Below are 17,243 nucleotides of genomic sequence, written 5' to 3'. Positions count from 1 at the left end.
TTGTCAGATCAAGAGGTGTTTTTCGGCGACGATGGGCTGCTGCGCGGCAGAGTATCGACCATGTTCGTCGCTTACAAAGTCTCGTTCAAACTCAACTCAAAAACGACGATCAGCGAAGCCGTTCAGACCCAGTTGGATCAAGCCAAAGACCCCCAAATATTTGGGCAATCGGTCGCCAAGAAATCTGGCGGCTCTGCCGAAAAGTCAGTGACTTTTTCAAGCATCAATCAAGGTGCCTCGATCGTCGCGGCAATCATTGAATCCTATTCTTAATCACCACCAGATCCCTGCGCATGCTGCGTTTGGAATAACAAAAGGAGAATACAATGCCTCAACTTGTGAAGATCAGTCCCGATGGAGCAGCCCCGGTTTGGGGTTTCCATGGCCCATGCAAGACCAGCGACATCAAGAGCGCTATCAATCGGATCGCAAAAGGCCTGAACGGCGACGATCATGTAATCGACATCATGTCTGGCACGCATGGTTATTGCAACGGTCGTATTGGCGCCGTGGCTAGCCGAGATGAACGCTTTCTCACCGCCGACAAAAGACTGCTTTCACCGAAGACGGCTGGCGGCAAGACGGTGAAGCTTGACGTGCACGACTTTCACAACGCGAATTTTTCGGGACCTGATCCCGTTACGGCAGCCATGGCCAAGCTGAACGGTGAAATTCGCCGGATCGTTGGAAGCGGCGATGGAAAGGCACATACATTCCTGCTCGCCTATTGCTGCAGCGGGGGCACCGACTAATCATGCAACCGTTGGACGGCTGGTCGATAGTTCTGAATCTGTGGCCAGCCGTCTGACCGCATCATTTGCCAATATTCTCCATTGATCTGCAGGCGGACAAATGAGCATCCGCTCAAATTGAACAGTAATTGCTTTGATCTCCATAGGTGGACGCCACCCCAAGTGGCTGGCGCCCGGTAAAAGTCAGATTTCGATTTTCTCGGTGAGAGCAGGAGCGTCTTCTATGTCGATGCCTAGATACCGCACGGTGTTCTCAATCTTGGAATGACTCAGCAAGAGGTGCCGTTAGACTAAAGCGACTGAGCAGCGGGTCTTGTAAGGTTTTCTGTCGATGAGGCGGTGTTGGGCGTTGAAGTGGTTGTACACATTCGCATGAATCGACGCGAACTTCTGCAAGCTTTTCATCTGTCGGAAACGAAGCATGACTCGCTCCTTCTTGCGTAGAGGTAGGTGTGAGTTTTCTGTTCGATTGTTGAGCCACCTCCCCATTTCGCGGCGGCTTTCAATACCCAGATCTTTCATAGCAGCCGGGTAGGAGCGTAGAGCGTCAGTCACGATCTCGACTCGGCCACCTTGGTTCTTCAGCGCCTTCTTGAAGAAGCGCAAAGCGGCGGATTTGTCGCGTTTCTTGGTGACATAGCTCTCCAGAATCTCACCTTCGTGATCGGCAGCACGCCACGAATAGTGTGTCTCACCGTTGATGTTCGCTACGCGGCCCTTCGGGTCACAAAGACCTCATCAACATGCCAGCGCCACGGGGCGTGGCCCTTCATCCTGCTTATCCGCTGCCGCTTGATATCGGCTGCAAACCGTGGACCAAACCGGTTCCAACAGAAACGCATCGTTTAGTGAGCGATATCGATCCCGTGCGGAGCCAGCAGATCTTCCACATTTCGAAGCGAAAACGGAAACCGCACATACATCAACACAACCAACCGAATGACCTGAGACGAAGAGTTGAAACGGAGAAACGAGCTGGCTGGTTTGCGGCGTCTGGGCATCGAACCGCCCTACCCTCGCGACCCTCAGCTTGAATCAGGTACAGTTAGTCTGACACTCCCCCTCTCAATTAACCGCTGTCCTCAAACGCAGACGGAAGCTGGGGGTGCCGCTTCCGGCATCGGGAGCCATGAAGCCAGACGGGCGAATTCGAATGAAGCGCACGACCGGGTCTGTGCCATCACCGCTATCGGATGGGATGTAGTTGAAATCTGTTCCATCGGCTGAGAATTGGTAGCAATCGCTGGTGCTAGCGAAGGAAATGAACGCGCAGGTTAGCGTGCTCGTTGGGGCGCCTTGCTCAAACATAACTGGACCGCTTCCCGCGCCACCATAATCGCTGACCACCAGATTTAACTCATCAGGAATGACCTCTGTCACGGCCACGCTGTTCTGGTTGGGCGGTGAATTGCCAGTGTTCGATACGGTGATCAGATAGTCGACCACTGCGCCGGGGATCGCGAAGTCGCCGCTTAGACCGTCATTGATCGAGATCCGCGTCTTTGTGATATCCAAATCGGCCTCCAGCAGAGCGTGGAAGCTCTGAGAAAAGGCGATGATCGCCGCCTGCTCTGCGTCTCCTGCGGCAATGGCACGTTCGGTGTCTTGGTCTCTGTCTTCGTCCACGCGTAGTGAAATTGATGTGCCATTGATTGTGCAATAGCGCAGCCACCCACCATCATTGTTGTTTCGGCTGATCTTTTTGGCGATCACGATTGGACTGCCCCCACTCAGGCCGTGGGCGTTGTTGAAGCAGCCATCATCCCAGCCTCGGATCGTCGCGCCAGTTGTTGTGGTGTTCCACGTTATGGTGGAGCCGCCGGTGTCGGGAAAGCTGCCGGCCGTCCCGGTCGGAAACGCGATCCATCCGATGCGTTCTGACGATGGGAACGGACCGCTGTTTGCTTGGCTGCGCTCGATCGCCAGATCAAAACCCAAAGTGCTCGGGCTACGAGCGATGGAGGTGATATGCGGGCGCGAGCTCTCATCGGCGACATTGCGGGTTTCGCTGTTCGCGGTTTGTAGCTGATGCAGGACAAGCGGGGTGCCGAAAAGCGGCGCTGAAAACGAGACATTTCGCCAACTTGCGCTGCCTCCTGTAAAGCCGCTGCCAAATTGAACGTTGGTAAGGTCAGTGAACCCCGCCTCAATGACTGTGCCATCCGGCAAAACATGGCGGCCTGGCTCTATTGCGACGTAGTGAATGACCATCGCCAAATGGCGGCCATCCCAATTGTCTGGCTCCAGGATCAATTCGTCAAAGCCGGTCGTATCAACATTGGTGATCCGGATGGACGCTGAATTGTCACCAGTCTGCGATGGGATACCGATCACGATAGGCGGCGTATCGAAAGGCTGTTGGAAGGTAACGCGATCGGGAGTGCGATTGGTTCCCAGTGTGTCATGCGCGGTGAATGTCCCAGCCTCTATCCGTGCTGCTTGCGCAGGCCAGGAAAGCGTTAGCAAAACTGGAAGGAACACCGCGCCAGTCATACAAAGTGAAGGCGAGAAATTTGCTTCTCCGAGTTTTCCGAAGAGCTTTCCCAACAATATCGAACCCAGTCCATAGCACCGAAAGATAAGAGCCTGACACAAACTCATTAGAACTTGCCCAGCAAGTTGATGAAGGGACCGTGGCTCGAAAAGCTCTGATCGGTCAGATCATCTGAGAAATCCGACAACGAATAGCCAACGCCGATCTTCACATTGTCATTGATGTGGCGATAGACCGCACCCAGCGCGCCAAGCCTCAAATCATCCGCAGCGGTCACCCACAACGCACGACCTTCGAGCAGGACATCCCATTCACGCACCAGGTTGTAGTCAGCGCGCATCACGGCCAGGTGCGCGGTTGAGCTAACAAAGTCATCGCTATCACGGCCAAGCGATACGCGCCCTGTGCGATAGCCATATTTGCCACCTAGCGTCAGCTTGCGAGAGACATCATAGTTCATATCGACAACGCCGATGTGGCTGATCTGTTTCGGGCTTTGTGTTTGCCCCGATCCGGTGACTTGGCCAACGGGACCAAGATCTTCAAAATAGGTGAAGCGAACCAGCGCGTTCAAACGCTCATTGTCGACAGGGCGATAGGCAAAGCCAGCCAGCACTTCGGTAAACTCAGCTGCTGAAATCGATCCGTTGGAATTATCCGCATCCGCCAGGTTAAACCGGCCAACAAAGCGCCAATCGGGATTGACCGCATAGCTTACATCATTGCGCAGCAGCCATACCGTTTGATCCAGTCCAAGCGGGCTGGTTTCGCGGCGCAGTTCGAGCGAGCTGCCGAACCGTACATCTTCCTCGGTATAGCCGACGCCAAATGACGCAGCGGTCCGGCGAAACAGCCCTGTGGCCGCATCATCGATCTGACCCGTTTCAAAGCTACCCGTCAGGCTGAAGTGCTCGATCGGCTCGAAGGTCACACCGAAATTCCGTGCAATTGACGGTGCTGGACCGCCCACGCCGATGCGATTTTCGCCATAGACCGACAGCGAATCCGAGAAACGCTGACGTGCGCCAACAACCAATGCTCCGCGATTGGAGCGGGTGAAGATGTTCTGGCTATCAAATCCGGTGTCGGTGCGATCTGCAAACAGGCTGTAGCCAACATAGGCCTCAGAGCCTTCACTTAGGCGCCGGTTGAGTTTTACATCGCCGCCAAGGCCGCCATCACCGCCGGATAGCTCTCCGGTCAGCGATAGACGCTTAGTCAGCTCAGCGTTGAGGCCGAGACCAACTCGGTTGTTGCGCGTACGATTGGCATCCCGGTCAAGGGTCACCTGACCAAAGGAATAGGCCGTCCAATTGTCGGAACCTGGGGCATAATCCATTTGTACGGCAAGATCAGTCCGGCTGCCATCTTGAACGCTGTTGAACAATTGACCAGGCACACGGTCTTCATAGCGAAGCCCCAATTTTGTGGTCAAAGCGCCCGTGCCAAGAGCGAAGGCGTTCTGGAAATCAAGCGTCCCTGTCTCGCTAGTCCCTGCATTCTCAGAGGTTAGCGTTTCAAATCCAGCGGAAATCTGGCCCGTAGCGAACGGCACCGAAGCCGACACACCCCAACGTTCAGTCTCCGATGGGGTGAGGCGCCCCGCAGATGAGAAACCCTGGTCTTGATGTTCGAAATAACCACCAAGCACAGCGCCTTTACCCGATTTGCCCATCAATTCATTGACCGATAGAGCGGCCTCTGCGCGGTAAGCCTTCGCTTCGACACCTGCCAAACCGGGCGTGGCTATATCGGTAAAGGATAGACCGCCATCGACAGAGTTTGACTGGCCAAAGCCTGGACCATCGCTCTGCGCAATTTCAGCCTTTAGATAGGTACCGGCGCTCGCACGGACCAAGACATCTGCTCCAAAGATGGTTTGTGAAGCCTCTTCAACCGTATCACGCTGCGCTGTCAGGCCGAAGCGGACATGCTCACCCAGCCAGCCCGATGCCCGTCCACCAAAGGTGTATCCCTCTAGTGTGCCAACAGGCGGCGTAAATTCATAGCGGACTACCAGAACAGGCACATTGCCAGTCGAAGTGCCCTCTCGCACTACGCCCGTGCTCGCCGCTGTCGAAGCGAGAGGTTTGAGCAAGGTAATCCGGCCCTGGAATGGATCGAAATCATAGTCTTGCTGAGCAAAAAGGTCACGTGTTTCCAGCACGATACCCGTCTCGCGATCGCGAATTTCGATGCGTACGCGCTCTGAGCCTACCGACACATCTTGACGGTTTAAGAAGTAGAGCGAACCGCCAGTGCCGCGAAACTCTTCACGCGCTGGTACAGTGCCTGGATCAGAGGCGAAACCAGTGATCTGAAGCTGCCGCTCACCAAATTCAGTGGTCTCCTTGCTGTTCAGATCAATCAGCGCTCCGAACAAGCCGCGATCAAGCTGAGCCAGCTCTGCGCCGTTGATGTTGGTCGTGAAATTACCTAGAACCAATTGGCTTTGGTCCTTCTGCACTCGCAGATAGAAACTGCCTTGGGTCGGAGCATCCTCAATCAGCGTGGAATCATCGCCATAGGTGGGATAGAACTGTTCGCTGTTCAGGCGCCGCAAAAGCTGACGCGGATCTTTACGATCCAGATTGCTGAACAAATCTTCGAGCCGTTCTTCGCCAGTATCAAGCGACGAGGTGATGCGCCAATCATCGCCAACAATACCCTTTGCGTAGAACGCACCCCGGCCAATCGCATAGCTTCCATCCGCCAAGCTATCGCCTGAAACCGCCCGTGAAGGGCCGCTGCCGAAGCTTTGACCAAGCGTCAAATCGCCTTGGCCCACAACGAACCAGTCATCCTTTTCGATGGCAAAGCTCTGCGCAACGCGTTTGATCTCTTCATCACCGCGCATAATCGATACGACCAGTTCGCCGCCATTGCGTGAGACAATTTGTTGAGCGACAAAAGTTCCATTGTCGCCAACGGGTACTGACTTGCCAGAAACGAGCACCTGCTCTGCCTTCGGGTCGGCTTTGCCAATTACGGTGACCATCAATCCTTCCAGATCGATCGTGCGCCGTGCCGCTTCGTCATAGAGACCAAACTCTGGTTGTTTGGTCGCCGTCTCCTCGCCCACTCGCTCAGCGATTTCTTCCTTGAGCAAAGTGAGTTCGTGAGCCCTAGTTTCATCGAATTTACCATCCGCGCTGTAGACACGGTAGACATAGTAGAGAGCGTCAGGCTCTGCCTCTCCTGCGGTCCACTGAGCATGACCGTTTTCGTCGATATTAAGAACCGCTAGCGGTTCTCCATCCGGCGATACATCTGCTGCAAAGATGCGGACTTCGCCGCGCTCCACAAAGGCAGGATAGTTGTTGTAGGTCTTAAACTTGGCCTGTTCCCCGCGTACAGTGGTGCGAACGGATTCGACCATGCCAACGCTGAGGACTGGAGTGAGGATCAGCGTGTCAGCGCGGAAACGAACTTGGTGCCGATCTTCGCCAACGGCATTAACCGCTGCTTCGCTTTTCTCAGAGGTATCCTGAGCTGTACCTGCCACCTGGGCAGATACAGTGGCTGGCATAGCGGCAAGCGCCAATGCGATCACGGCTGCCCCGTTGAATAGACCTCGGTTATATGATGTGAGGGACTGTTTCATTATTTTTCTCCCCCTGATCGACATCTCGTGAAGCGGTGTCCTTGTTGATTTTAGGAGCAACGCCAAAGTTGAGTTCCCCGAATTTACCGCGTGTCAGGCGGATAGAACGTGGGTTGTCGGTAGTGGTGGTCCAGCCGAGCGGAAGCGTTCGTGGATCGACCTTCAGGATAAAATTGGAGCCAATGCGCGAGTCTGGCACGGCAGCACAGGCGATATGGTAACGACCGAATTCATCAGTGGTGATGAGCAAGCCGTTGACGGTTGCCAGACGAACCCCCGGAACACCCGGCTCACCTTGGTCTTGGTAGCCGTTGCGATTGCGGTCTTCGAAGACCTTGCCAAGCAGTTCAGAGCAATCAAACACCGCGCTTGGAACGATCCGCACAGTGGCCGTGCCGCGATTTGAGATCGGTGCGCCACTTGGACCGTCAAGAGCGAAACCTGTGTTCGTCCTCGTCCCGGTCGTAACACCTGCACCAACAGTCAGGATCAGATTGTAGCTGACCGAGCCATTGGCTGGGATAATCTGGTCACGCCATTCAAGCTGGCGGTTCGAATTGGTCGCAATCGGCTCTTGCGCAACGCTATTCACGCTGCCCGAACCAGCGACATATTTGAACCCGGCGGGCACAACGTCGATAACGTTTACTCCCGCACGTTGGACGCCCTCAACATTACGAACCACGATCGTGTAGGGAACCAATTCGCCCGTGCTAACATCACGCTTTGTGCTCGTCTTGGTAACGACCAATGGGTCGCGTGAGAGGAATGGATCAAGCGGGATGTGATTGTAGATTACATCCGGATCGCCGGTCTCCAGTTCAAACGTAAGGAAATAGCTCGGATCCGCTTCAGTCGGTGCCGTGGGAGAGTCTGAAACACGCACAGGTGCTGGCCGTCCGGTTGGATCGAGAGCCCCTGCTTCAGGTGGCAGAACAGTTGATATAAAGCTGAAATCAGCGGGCGATGCGACCGAGATCGTATAGACGGTCTCTGCGGTCGGACACTGCGGTGCAGCACCTGGGATAATATCGAAGCGATATTCTCCGCTTACCCCAGTCGTCTGTGTCCGTTGGCTCGGATCAAGGAAGCAAACACTAGGCAATTCAAGCCCGTTCGGGCCAAGCAGGCTGACAACAGCGCCATCGACCGGATCGCGCGTCACACTGTTGTAGATGACGCCTGATGGATCGATGGGCAGGTTCTGGTCGATCACAACGGTATTGGATGCCAGTTCGAGGTCGTCGATTCGACCGTAAACAACGTTGTTTTCTGGATTGCGGAACTGGATCGAGTAGTCCGGCCCGCTCAACAAATCCTCAAAGAGGTAGTTGCCATCAGCATCGGTGCGTGTGGTCGCTATGACTTCGTCACCACGCAGGATTTCGACAATCCAGCCGCCGCGTGGCTCATCACTATCGGTTAGCTGACCATCGCCATCAGCGTCGAGGTAAACAGTGCCTTCGACTGCGCTGATTGCCGGATCGACTACGATGTTCACTGTGCTCACGGCGCAGTTGGTCGGGTTGAGGATTTCACAAACCTCATATTCAATCGTGTAGGTTCCTGGGGGAACGTCAGGCCCAACTGAAACATTGCCAGTTGCAAGATCGAGAATGATGCCTGGATCACTTGGTCCAGAAATGACCGATACCGTTACATCGTCTGGATTGATCGGCTCGCCATTGAGCGTGTCGTTCGCAAGAATATTTATTGCATTGGGGTTACCAATACCGCTGCGCACAGGCTCAGGGGCATCGGTGCTTGCGACAATTTCCGGAGGCTCAACTTCAATTGTGACCGTCGCTTCTGCGCAATTGGCCGGATTGAGCTCTTCGCAGATCTCATACTCGATTGTGTATGTGCCAGCAGGCGTTCCCGGGGGTACATCAACGAGACCTGTCTCTGGATCAAGAACAGGCACTGGAGCACCCGATGTGAGTGGCGTAGCTGGTGCCGTTACAGTCGCGGTAATTTCATCAGGATCAACCGGCGCGCCGTTCAGCGTGTCGTTGTCGAACGCATTGATGATATTTTCGGCACCATCGGCGCCGTTTACCGGTGAAGGTGTATCTTCTCCGGCAGTAATTTCTGGCGGCCGCACCTCAATTGTGGCTGTGTTGGTCGCACAATTACCAGGGTTCAGCTTTTCACAAATTTCATAAATGATTGTGTAGGTATCCGCTGGCGTGCCGGCCGGGACATCTACGAGACCCGTTTCCGTATTGAGTACAGGTATTGGATCGCCCGCATTGATGGGGGTCGCTGGCGTCGTGACGGTTATTGCAACCGTGTCGATCGTCGCTGGCTCGTCATTGAGCGTATCGCCATCCAATACGTCCACCACGCCAGTAGCGCCGGTGGCGCCGTTAACCCCGGCTGCCCTGTCGGGATCAGCCACAATCGGCGCGGCATTAACGGTAATTGTGACTATGCTGTCGGCACAGTTTGCCGGATTCAGTTTTTCGCAAATCTCGTAAGAGATTGTGTAGTCACCGGCCGGCGTGCCTGCTGGAATATCTACCAAACCTGTCAATGGATCCATGACTGGAACCAGATCGCCTGGATTGTTCGGCATCGCTGGCGTCGTAATTACTGCATTGATCTCGTCCGCAGCGACTGGATTGCCATTCAAGGTGTCGTTGTCGAAAGCGTTTATAACATCATCGCCGCCGGTCGCGCCGTTAGTTGGTGGCGGATTGTCTGGGCTAGCTGTAATTGGTGCCGCTAGAACTTCGACCGTGACAATCGCTGGTTCGCAATTGGTAGAGTTGCCTTCTTCACACAGCTCGTATGTGATCGTGTAAATGCCCGCCGGCGTTCCGGCTGGCACATCAACGAGGCCTGTTGCCGGGTCCAATACAGGGACTAAATCTCCGGGGTTATTCGGAGAGGCCGGTACTGTGACACGAATATCTGCATTGGCTATCGTGGCAGTCGATCCGTTTACACTATCATTAGCAAGCACATTGATTGCGTCGTCTAAGCCGATCGATCCGATCACCCCTCTGACATCATCATTGACCGCACCAAGGGCAGCCAGAATGGTATCGCTGTCGAACGCAGTATTGTTTGAAGGCTCCGGCTCAAATGAACCGGAGGCGACAGAAACGGATGCCGAATTGCGAGCGTCCTGTGCGTAGCCTGGCGCTGCCATGACCATCGCCGCAAAGGGCAAGGCGCTGGTAAGCATTCCGGCTGCTTTGCCGCAACCGTACGGAGTGTTTTGTACTGAATTGAGCACGATCAATTGACCTCGCAGCTATATGTGATGGTGATATTTTCACCGTTGGCCAGCGTGCCCAGCGTGATGCCGGGTCCGGTCAGGTCACTGATGGTGAAAGTGCCCGTTGGTATGCCATTGCCGCTAAAGCTGATTGGATTGCTCGCAGGGCACGTTAGCCCTGTGGCAGGAGCATCACGCACGATAGAACCGGCGGCACTATCGGGACCGTTATTGGTAACCACTAGAGTATAGGTCGTGGTGGTGTCGGATGTGACTGTGTCATCAGTTTGATCGTTAGCACCAGCACCCGGAGTGTTGGTCTTCGTGAGAACAAGATCAGTCGATGGTGCAACGATGACTGTTGCTGTCGCAATGTCACAGTTTGATGTGTTGCCGATCTCGCAGATCTCATAGTCGAACGAATATGTGCCAGCAGGGGTGTTGGCGTTCACGTTCACGGCACCTGTGCTGGTGTCGAACGTCAGCTCAGACGGCACGGCTGTGTTAGCCGTTACAGTAGCATTGCCGGTCCCGGCAGCGCCTCCGGCAAGGGTATCTCTGTCATAGACATTCAAGACGCCAAGTGCGCCAGCTAACCCGTTAATGCCGCTTACACTGTCATCTCGTGCGTTGATTGCGTTATCAACTGAGACACTTTCAGTAAGATCATCACCGTCCGTATTTGGGTCATCCTGGTCGGGCGTAACCGCGCGCGTGGTTACGTTGCTAATGACCAATCCCGCTTGATCCGCGTCTACCGTGCCTTCAAGGGTCAGCGTTGCCGTACTACCCGATGCTAGCGTCGGAATAGTCCAGAGCCCGGTGCTCACAACATAGGTCGTTCCCGGTGTCACATCGCCATTATTGCCGGTCGCTGTAAGACCATCTGGCAATGTGTCGGTCAGCGTCACATTGGTAGCCGCATCCGGGCCATCATTGCGTACCGCAATTTGGAAAGTAACTGTGTCGTCCACAGCCGGCTCGCTATCGCTGGAAGACAACGTTTTAAGCGTCACCAAATTGGCTACTTCGCGAACATCAACTGACTCAGTCAGGTCATTGCCCGTGGCATCTGTATCCGGTTCATCAGCTGTGGCTGCTGTTGTGATGTTTGTTATCGTTTCTCCTGAACTATCGGCATCAACGGTGCCTGTCAGTGTCAGTGTTGCGGTCTCTCCATTTTCCAGCGTTCTGATATCCCAAACGCCCGTCGCTGGAGTGTAATCTCCGCCGGTTGAGGTTCCAGTACCGTTGGTTGCACCGTTCCCCGCTGCTGCCGTCAGGCCATCGGGCAACCGATCGGTCAAGGTCACATTTGTCGCGCGCGCTGGCCCAGCGTTTGTGACGACGATTTGGAATGAAACCGTATCACCAATTGACGGGGTATTGTCGCCAGAGGCCAAAGTCTTAACGGTGATCAAATTTGTGCCGTCGTTGACGGTGACTTCTTCTTCAAGATCATCCGTTGACGTAACTGGATCAGTTTGATCGCCAGTCGCTGCAGTTGTTACGTTGCGAACAGTTTCGCCGCCTTCACCAGCGTTGACTGTGCCAGTCAGAGTGAGAGTGGCCGTTTCACCATTCGCAAGATCACCAACATTCCAGACTCCCGTGCCAGGAGTGTAAGTGCCTCCTGTTGATGCGCCTGTGCCACTGGTTGCACCATTGCCTGTGGTTGCGGTGAGTCCAGCAGGCAGTGCGTCAGTAAGGGTAACATTCGTGGCATCAGCCGGACCATTGTTGGTCACGACGATCTGGAAGGAAACTGTATCGCCTTCGTCTGGCGTGCTGTCGCTGCTGGCGAGTGTCTTGGCTGTCACCAAATCAGCGTCATCCCGGACAACAGTGACTGAAGCTGTTGCTATCCGGCAATTGGACAGATTTGCCGCTTCGCAAATTTGATAATCAAATGAGTAAGTACCGGCCGCCGTGCCCGCCTCAACGCCGACTTGGCCAGTTGATGTGTCAAATGTGAGCTGTGAAGGCAGTGTCTCACTTGGCGCAAGACTAATAGCAACGTTGGCGGTGGTCGCTGCTGCTCCATTGATCATATCATCGTTGAGCACGTTGAGCACATTGCTCGCACCGGTGAGGCCATCAATGCCCGTCGCCGTGTCGTTCGCAGCAACCAAATCAGCAAGAATTGTATCTGTGTCGGTGGCGATATTATTCGCCATATCAGGGTCTAGCGCCCCGGATGGAACTGCCACAGAGGCACTGTTGCTTGCCGATTGAGCATAAGCTGGCATTGCAGCGGTCAATGCAAAAAACGGTAGTGCACTCGTAAACGTTTTCGCGAACTCGGGTAAGCGACGCGCGGCTTTGATATTATTGTTTTTCATTTTAGTTCACCCCACATGAGAAATTCAGGATGGCAGATTGGCCATCGTTTAGAGTTCCCAAAGTAATTCCCAGACCAGTCAGGTCTCCGACTGAGAAAGCACCCAAAGGCACTCCAGCTCCCGTGATTGTTACTGCGTCTGTGCCAACACATGTGATCCCTGCGCCCGGGGTGTCCGTAACAACGGCCCCCGTGATTGGATCAGGCCCGTTGTTCGTTACTGTGATGGTGTAGGCGGTGCTGGATCCGCGAATGACGCCGTCATTCGCTTGATCAATGTTGCCATTCGCCCCAGGCGTGTTGGTCTTTGTGATCGCAAGGTCCGCGACCGTCGGCGCAATGCGCAACAGATAGTCTTCAACTTCGCCGTCAACTGCCGTGCCGCTCGCATTACCTCCGGCTAAGCTAGCCGTGGTTAGGCGCAGGCGTACAAAGCTATTGCCAGCTGATATGCCAGGCGCGCTAGGCCAGTTTAGGGACACCGCCCCTGACGACCCAGCCGGAACTGCCACCGATGTGTATTCATCAGCATCGAATGTACCGCTTCGGTCAAAGTCGACCCAACCGTGAAGTCTTGCTGCAACTGTTCCTGTATTTCTCACCTCTGAATCAAGTGAGTAACTTGTGTTGTTGACGCTCAAAGCTGGGAAGGCGCTGATGCCATCCTCATCGGAATCGCCGTCTCCATCCACATCATCGCCAGACGCTGTTCCATTGGCCAGGTCGACGCGGTCTACGTCCTTCACTGATCCAATCGTGAGCGCTAAATCATAGTTGTGCCGGGCAATCCCATAGCTTCCAGGAGCATCTGAAAAATCTTGCGGGCAATATTGAAATGCAGTCCGAGAACCAGATAGTTCATCGATCATAATGTAATGGACAAATACAAGGCCATCTGCCGGCACAGGTACAACGAAACCGTTGTCTGACCAGCTAGCTTGCCGTCTTAGATCATTATTCTGATTCTGCCGTCCACCACCATTATTAAAACTGGTTATGTACTGAATGCCATTACTGTTTTGCGCTACAGTCGGGTAACGAGAAATCTGATCGCCCGCACTGTTGAAGGCTGCAAATACATGACCCTCGAACAAACCCGGATCACGAATTGGTAAGATTGTATTTGTGCCCGGTTCAAGTTCAAACCGCTTAATGCCGTAAAAAATCTCACCTCTGTTGGCATTGCCTTCTCCAGGCTCCGTTAGAGCGCTAATAGCTAATTGTTGGCTGTTACGTGTTCGCGTTGGATGGTACCACGTATTTGCGCCAAGATTAGTTGCGCGCCTAACGAAAGAGTGCGCAGTTGGATTGACGGCATTTCTTGACGTGTTGAATTGTCGTGCCGTTGTTTGCCAACGGAACCAGTTCGCTATGCAGCGTTGCGCAGGTGCAGGCGGTGCAAGTGTTGAGATGTTCTGAGCATATGCTGACGACGTCAACGGCGTGGCACCAATACCAGCGCAGACCAAGCCTAGTACCGCACTACCAATCAGAACACTTGGTAGAGATTTTCCGTATTCGTTCATTTGACCGACCCATTTTCTAGAAAGCAATTGATACTTGCTTCTTTGCAACGAGATCAGTTCTATGATTGAGTGAATATTTGTTGGTTAATATGCGATATACTTTCGTCCTGAAATATGAGTTTTTATTTTGTAAAATCTTGATTCATAAAGATTATGACCCCAGTATAAATACTGGGTTACAAAATTTAGAAATGTCATTTGAATTCTAGAAGTGCGCAGCAATTCGTCGCACGGAATACCGAATAGGAAGATAAAAGAATCCCATTCTTGGTTAGTCGGGGTCGTGCGATGTGAGAGATGAAAATCTAAAAATACGGGCTATAGGTGTAGTCGGTGTGGCAGATACAATTCGCAGATTAGGTGGTTCACCAGATCGCTTAATGCGAGAATTCGGTATTCCTGAAAGGCCGAATAACGCTGATTATCTTGATTGGAATGCCGTGTGTTCGTTTTACGAGACCACTGCCAACTTGATGGAAGACCCCTGTTTAGGATTGAAGATCGGAGCTGATGTCGAGGATAGTTGGCTCAACAGTGGACCAACGGTTCTCATTTTAATGCAGTCGCTCGATGTTGATCATGCATTCAAAGCAATGATTGAATATCAGAAAATTCACACCAATGGTGTGAATTACCGTTACATCAATGACCATCAAAATGATGAATTGATTTGCGAGCTTAATTTTCATCCTCAATCGGTGCCATGTAAGCAGATGTGCAATGCGATGGTTTCATCATCAGTTCTATTGGGACGGAAATTTCTTCCGAAATTTCAAGTGAAGCGGATCGATTTCCAACACTCACCGCCGGAAGACATGTCTCCCTATTTCAATTATCTGGATTGCGAGATAGCATTCAATGCGGACAAAAATAGAATCGTCGCGAGCCGCGAATGCCTCACTACAGGCAGCCACATCCTGCAAACTTTGGTCAACCCGTTATTGAGTGGTTACACTTGGTCGTGCCTACGGCAGTCCTCATTTAGTGGTAGATCTATGACCGACACAGTCACCGCACTCATACCAACATTTTTTGGGTCGGGTTGCAGCGACCTAAATACAATCGCTAAATCGCTGGAGATAAGTCCCAAGAAATTGCAGCGATTATTGGTGGATGAAGGTACAAACTTCTCAGTCATCCTCGAAGAAGCTCGCAAAGGGTCTGCCGCTCGATTGCTCGCTGAATCTGACATATCAATAGCACGGCTTGCCTTGTTGCTCGACTATTCATCTGAAAGACCTTTTATTGCTGCATTCAAACGTTGGTTTGATGTGACACCCTTGAAATATCGGAAAATGGGTAGGCAAGTCTCTTGCATGACAGCCAGAAACTAAACAATTGACGGAACGCAGTTACTGGAAGGGTGCTGTCAGTCTAACGCGAACTCGTCTCCGCTAGACGAAAAGCGCCCTACCCTCGCTGTTCTTCAGGCCATGACGTTTTGCCACTCAGCCAGGGCGGCTGAACGGTTCGCTTTATAGGTATTTCTATCGGTTTTAGGTGGCGGTCGGAATTGAAGTGATTGTGGACGTTGGCGTGAACTGAGGCGAATTTCTGTAAGCTCTTCATTCACCGAAACCGCTGCATCACACGTTCCCGTCTTCGCAGTGGTAGGTGCGAGTTCTCAACTCGATTGTTCTTCCATCTTCCCATTTCGCGGCGATCTTCGATGCCAAGTTCGCGCATTACGGATAGATAGGACTTTAGGCCATCTGTCACGACTTCGACAGGACTGCCATGCTGTTTCAGTGCTTTCTTGAAGAACTTCAAAGCCGCTGATTTATCTCGTTTCTTCGTCACGTAGCTCTCGAGAACTTAGCCCTCATGATCCACCGCCCGCCAGAGGTAGTGGGTCTCACCATTGATCTTCACAAACATTTCATCGAGGTGCCAACGCCACTGGCCAAAGCCGCGCATTCGATTGATCCGCTGGCGTTTGATATCGGCTGCAAACATCGGACCAAAACGGTTCCACCAGAAGCGAACAGTCTCGTGGCAAATATCGATCCCGCGTTCGAAGAGCAGGTCTTCCACGTTCCGCAAGCTCAAAGGAAAACGCACGTACATCATCACCACAAGCCGAATGACCTCGGGTGATGAGTTGAAACTACGAAATGGGCTGGATGGTTTAGCTCTCGATTTGCGCTTCATCGCAAACGGTTAGCAGCCTCAACCCTCGCCTGCCACGTTAGTCTGACAAGACCATGCATTGAAATAGTGATTCAGCACTCAAATGATGCTTCATTACAACGTCCCCCTTCTCATTTTTTCAGCATTGGCGCAGCCCAACAATTCTTCCTTGCTGCATGCCTTTTCAAAAAGTTCCCTAGCTTTGGCGCGATCTGTCTGGCCATGAAGGCCGTTCAAGTAGCTGAGCCCGGAATAATAGCACGCTTTGCCAGAATTCCTCTCGCAAGCGATTTGAAAAATCTCGAAGGATTCTTGTTGATGGCCATTTTCCGCAAGGGCTTCCCCAAACAGCAGCATCCGACCACCGCTTGAATCATACACTTGCGAAAGGTCACCATTCTCGTGAGCAGTGATTGCATAGTTTTTGCACCCATTGGCGAAGCCCAAATTGCAGCTCTCACCAAACAGCGCCAAGGCAATCTTGGGGTTGGCATCCATACCGATACCTCGTGCCGCCATCACGGCCAGGTTGTTGCAAGACTGGCCCACTTTGCTTTCGCATGCCGCATCAAAGGCACGCGCTGCTCCACTTGGATCTTTGTCTCCCCCTTCACCATTCAGAGCCATAAGACCAAATGTCTCACAAGCAACAGACTCCTTCGCATCGCATGCTCGACTCGATAGCTCGCGGGCTTTGGGAAGGTCTTTCTCGCTTCCGGCACCTGCCCTCAGAAGAGCGGCATAATTCGCACAAGCTTTGCTGTTCCCAAGCTCGCAGCCTTTAGCAATAAACCCATTGGCCTTTTCTTCGTCTCTACCCATTGGCCGTGGCGGGTTGAGATACATGAGGCCAAGGTTCATGCATGCCAATCCAAGGTCTCCAAAGCACGCTTTCTGGTAATATTGCTGCGCATGATAAGAGCTAACATCAGCGCCGACACCTTTACCGTAGGCAGCACCCGCATTGTTGCAGGCGGCCATATCGCCGTTGTCACAATCGGCGACGAACTTCTCAAGCTGCTGCTCTGCTGTCAGATTGGGTGCGGATGGCGCGAGAGATTGATCTTGCGCTTGTGTTGGCGTTGCTAGGGCGAGCGCACATGCAAAAGCGGGCAGTAGTTTTTCAATTCTCAATGTCATTCCTCTTGGTTCGCAATGGATCTTTCACCC

At 53.1% G+C, this 17,243-nt stretch carries 9 protein-coding genes and 2 pseudogenes; 3 read left to right on the top strand and 8 right to left on the bottom strand.

Going from position 1 to position 17,243, the window contains the following annotated elements:
• Together AC0V6O_RS05025 and AC0V6O_RS05020 are read left to right on the top strand one after the other, a co-directional pair.
• Positions 1–273: a hypothetical protein gene (locus tag AC0V6O_RS05025; RefSeq protein WP_486142076.1), complete on the top strand. Its 273-nt coding sequence runs from the start codon at positions 1–3 to the stop codon at positions 271–273.
• Positions 274–326: 53 nt separating this feature from the next.
• The gene (locus tag AC0V6O_RS05020; protein WP_486142074.1) at positions 327–752 is read left to right on the top strand and encodes a hypothetical protein; all 426 of its coding nucleotides are present in this window, start codon (positions 327–329) and stop codon (positions 750–752) included.
• Positions 753–1,037: 285 nt separating this feature from the next.
• On the opposite strand, the pseudogene AC0V6O_RS05015 reads toward AC0V6O_RS05020, so the two are convergent.
• The 6 genes and pseudogenes from AC0V6O_RS05015 to AC0V6O_RS04990 form a co-directional block, all read right to left on the bottom strand.
• Positions 1,038–1,753: pseudogene (locus AC0V6O_RS05015) on the bottom strand (IS6 family transposase).
• 64 nt (positions 1,754–1,817) lie between these two features.
• A complete protein-coding gene (locus tag AC0V6O_RS05010; protein WP_486142072.1) occupies positions 1,818–3,245 on the bottom strand; it encodes an H-type lectin domain-containing protein in 1,428 nt (475 codons plus the stop codon).
• 107 nt (positions 3,246–3,352) lie between these two features.
• Positions 3,353–6,850 carry a hypothetical protein gene (locus AC0V6O_RS05005; protein WP_486142070.1) on the bottom strand — a complete coding sequence of 1,166 codons (3,498 nt, stop codon included), beginning with the start codon at positions 6,848–6,850 and terminating at the stop codon, positions 3,353–3,355.
• Positions 6,825–10,007 (bottom strand): SdrD B-like domain-containing protein, encoded by a 3,183-nt coding sequence (locus tag AC0V6O_RS05000; RefSeq protein WP_486142068.1) that lies wholly within the window; start codon positions 10,005–10,007, stop codon positions 6,825–6,827. The genes AC0V6O_RS05005 and AC0V6O_RS05000 overlap by 26 nt, the downstream gene beginning before the upstream one ends.
• 89 nt (positions 10,008–10,096) lie before the next feature.
• A complete protein-coding gene (locus tag AC0V6O_RS04995; protein WP_486142066.1) occupies positions 10,097–12,325 on the bottom strand; it encodes a COG1361 family protein in 2,229 nt (742 codons plus the stop codon).
• Positions 12,326–12,419: 94 nt separating this feature from the next.
• Complete coding sequence (locus AC0V6O_RS04990) at positions 12,420–13,991, bottom strand: GEVED domain-containing protein (protein ID WP_486142064.1); 1,572 nt, start codon at positions 13,989–13,991, stop codon at positions 12,420–12,422.
• Positions 13,992–14,278: 287 nt separating this feature from the next.
• On the opposite strand from AC0V6O_RS04990, the gene AC0V6O_RS04985 reads away from it, so the two are divergent.
• Positions 14,279–15,277: an AraC family transcriptional regulator gene (locus AC0V6O_RS04985; RefSeq protein WP_486142062.1), complete on the top strand. Its 999-nt coding sequence runs from the start codon at positions 14,279–14,281 to the stop codon at positions 15,275–15,277.
• A 92-nt stretch (positions 15,278–15,369) separates the two neighbouring features.
• Here the strand turns inward: AC0V6O_RS04985 and AC0V6O_RS04980 are convergent.
• Together AC0V6O_RS04980 and AC0V6O_RS04975 are read right to left on the bottom strand one after the other, a co-directional pair.
• Positions 15,370–16,013, bottom strand: a pseudogene (locus AC0V6O_RS04980) (IS6 family transposase).
• Between the two features lie 174 nt (positions 16,014–16,187).
• Positions 16,188–17,213: a tetratricopeptide repeat protein gene (locus AC0V6O_RS04975; protein ID WP_486142060.1), complete on the bottom strand. Its 1,026-nt coding sequence runs from the start codon at positions 17,211–17,213 to the stop codon at positions 16,188–16,190.
• Positions 17,214–17,243: the final 30 nt, after the last annotated feature.

This window comes from Erythrobacter sp. JB2-19 (genome assembly GCF_057365005.1).
The sequence above is the reverse complement of the archived record's forward strand: the minus strand, read 5'-3'. Positions and strand labels throughout refer to the sequence as shown.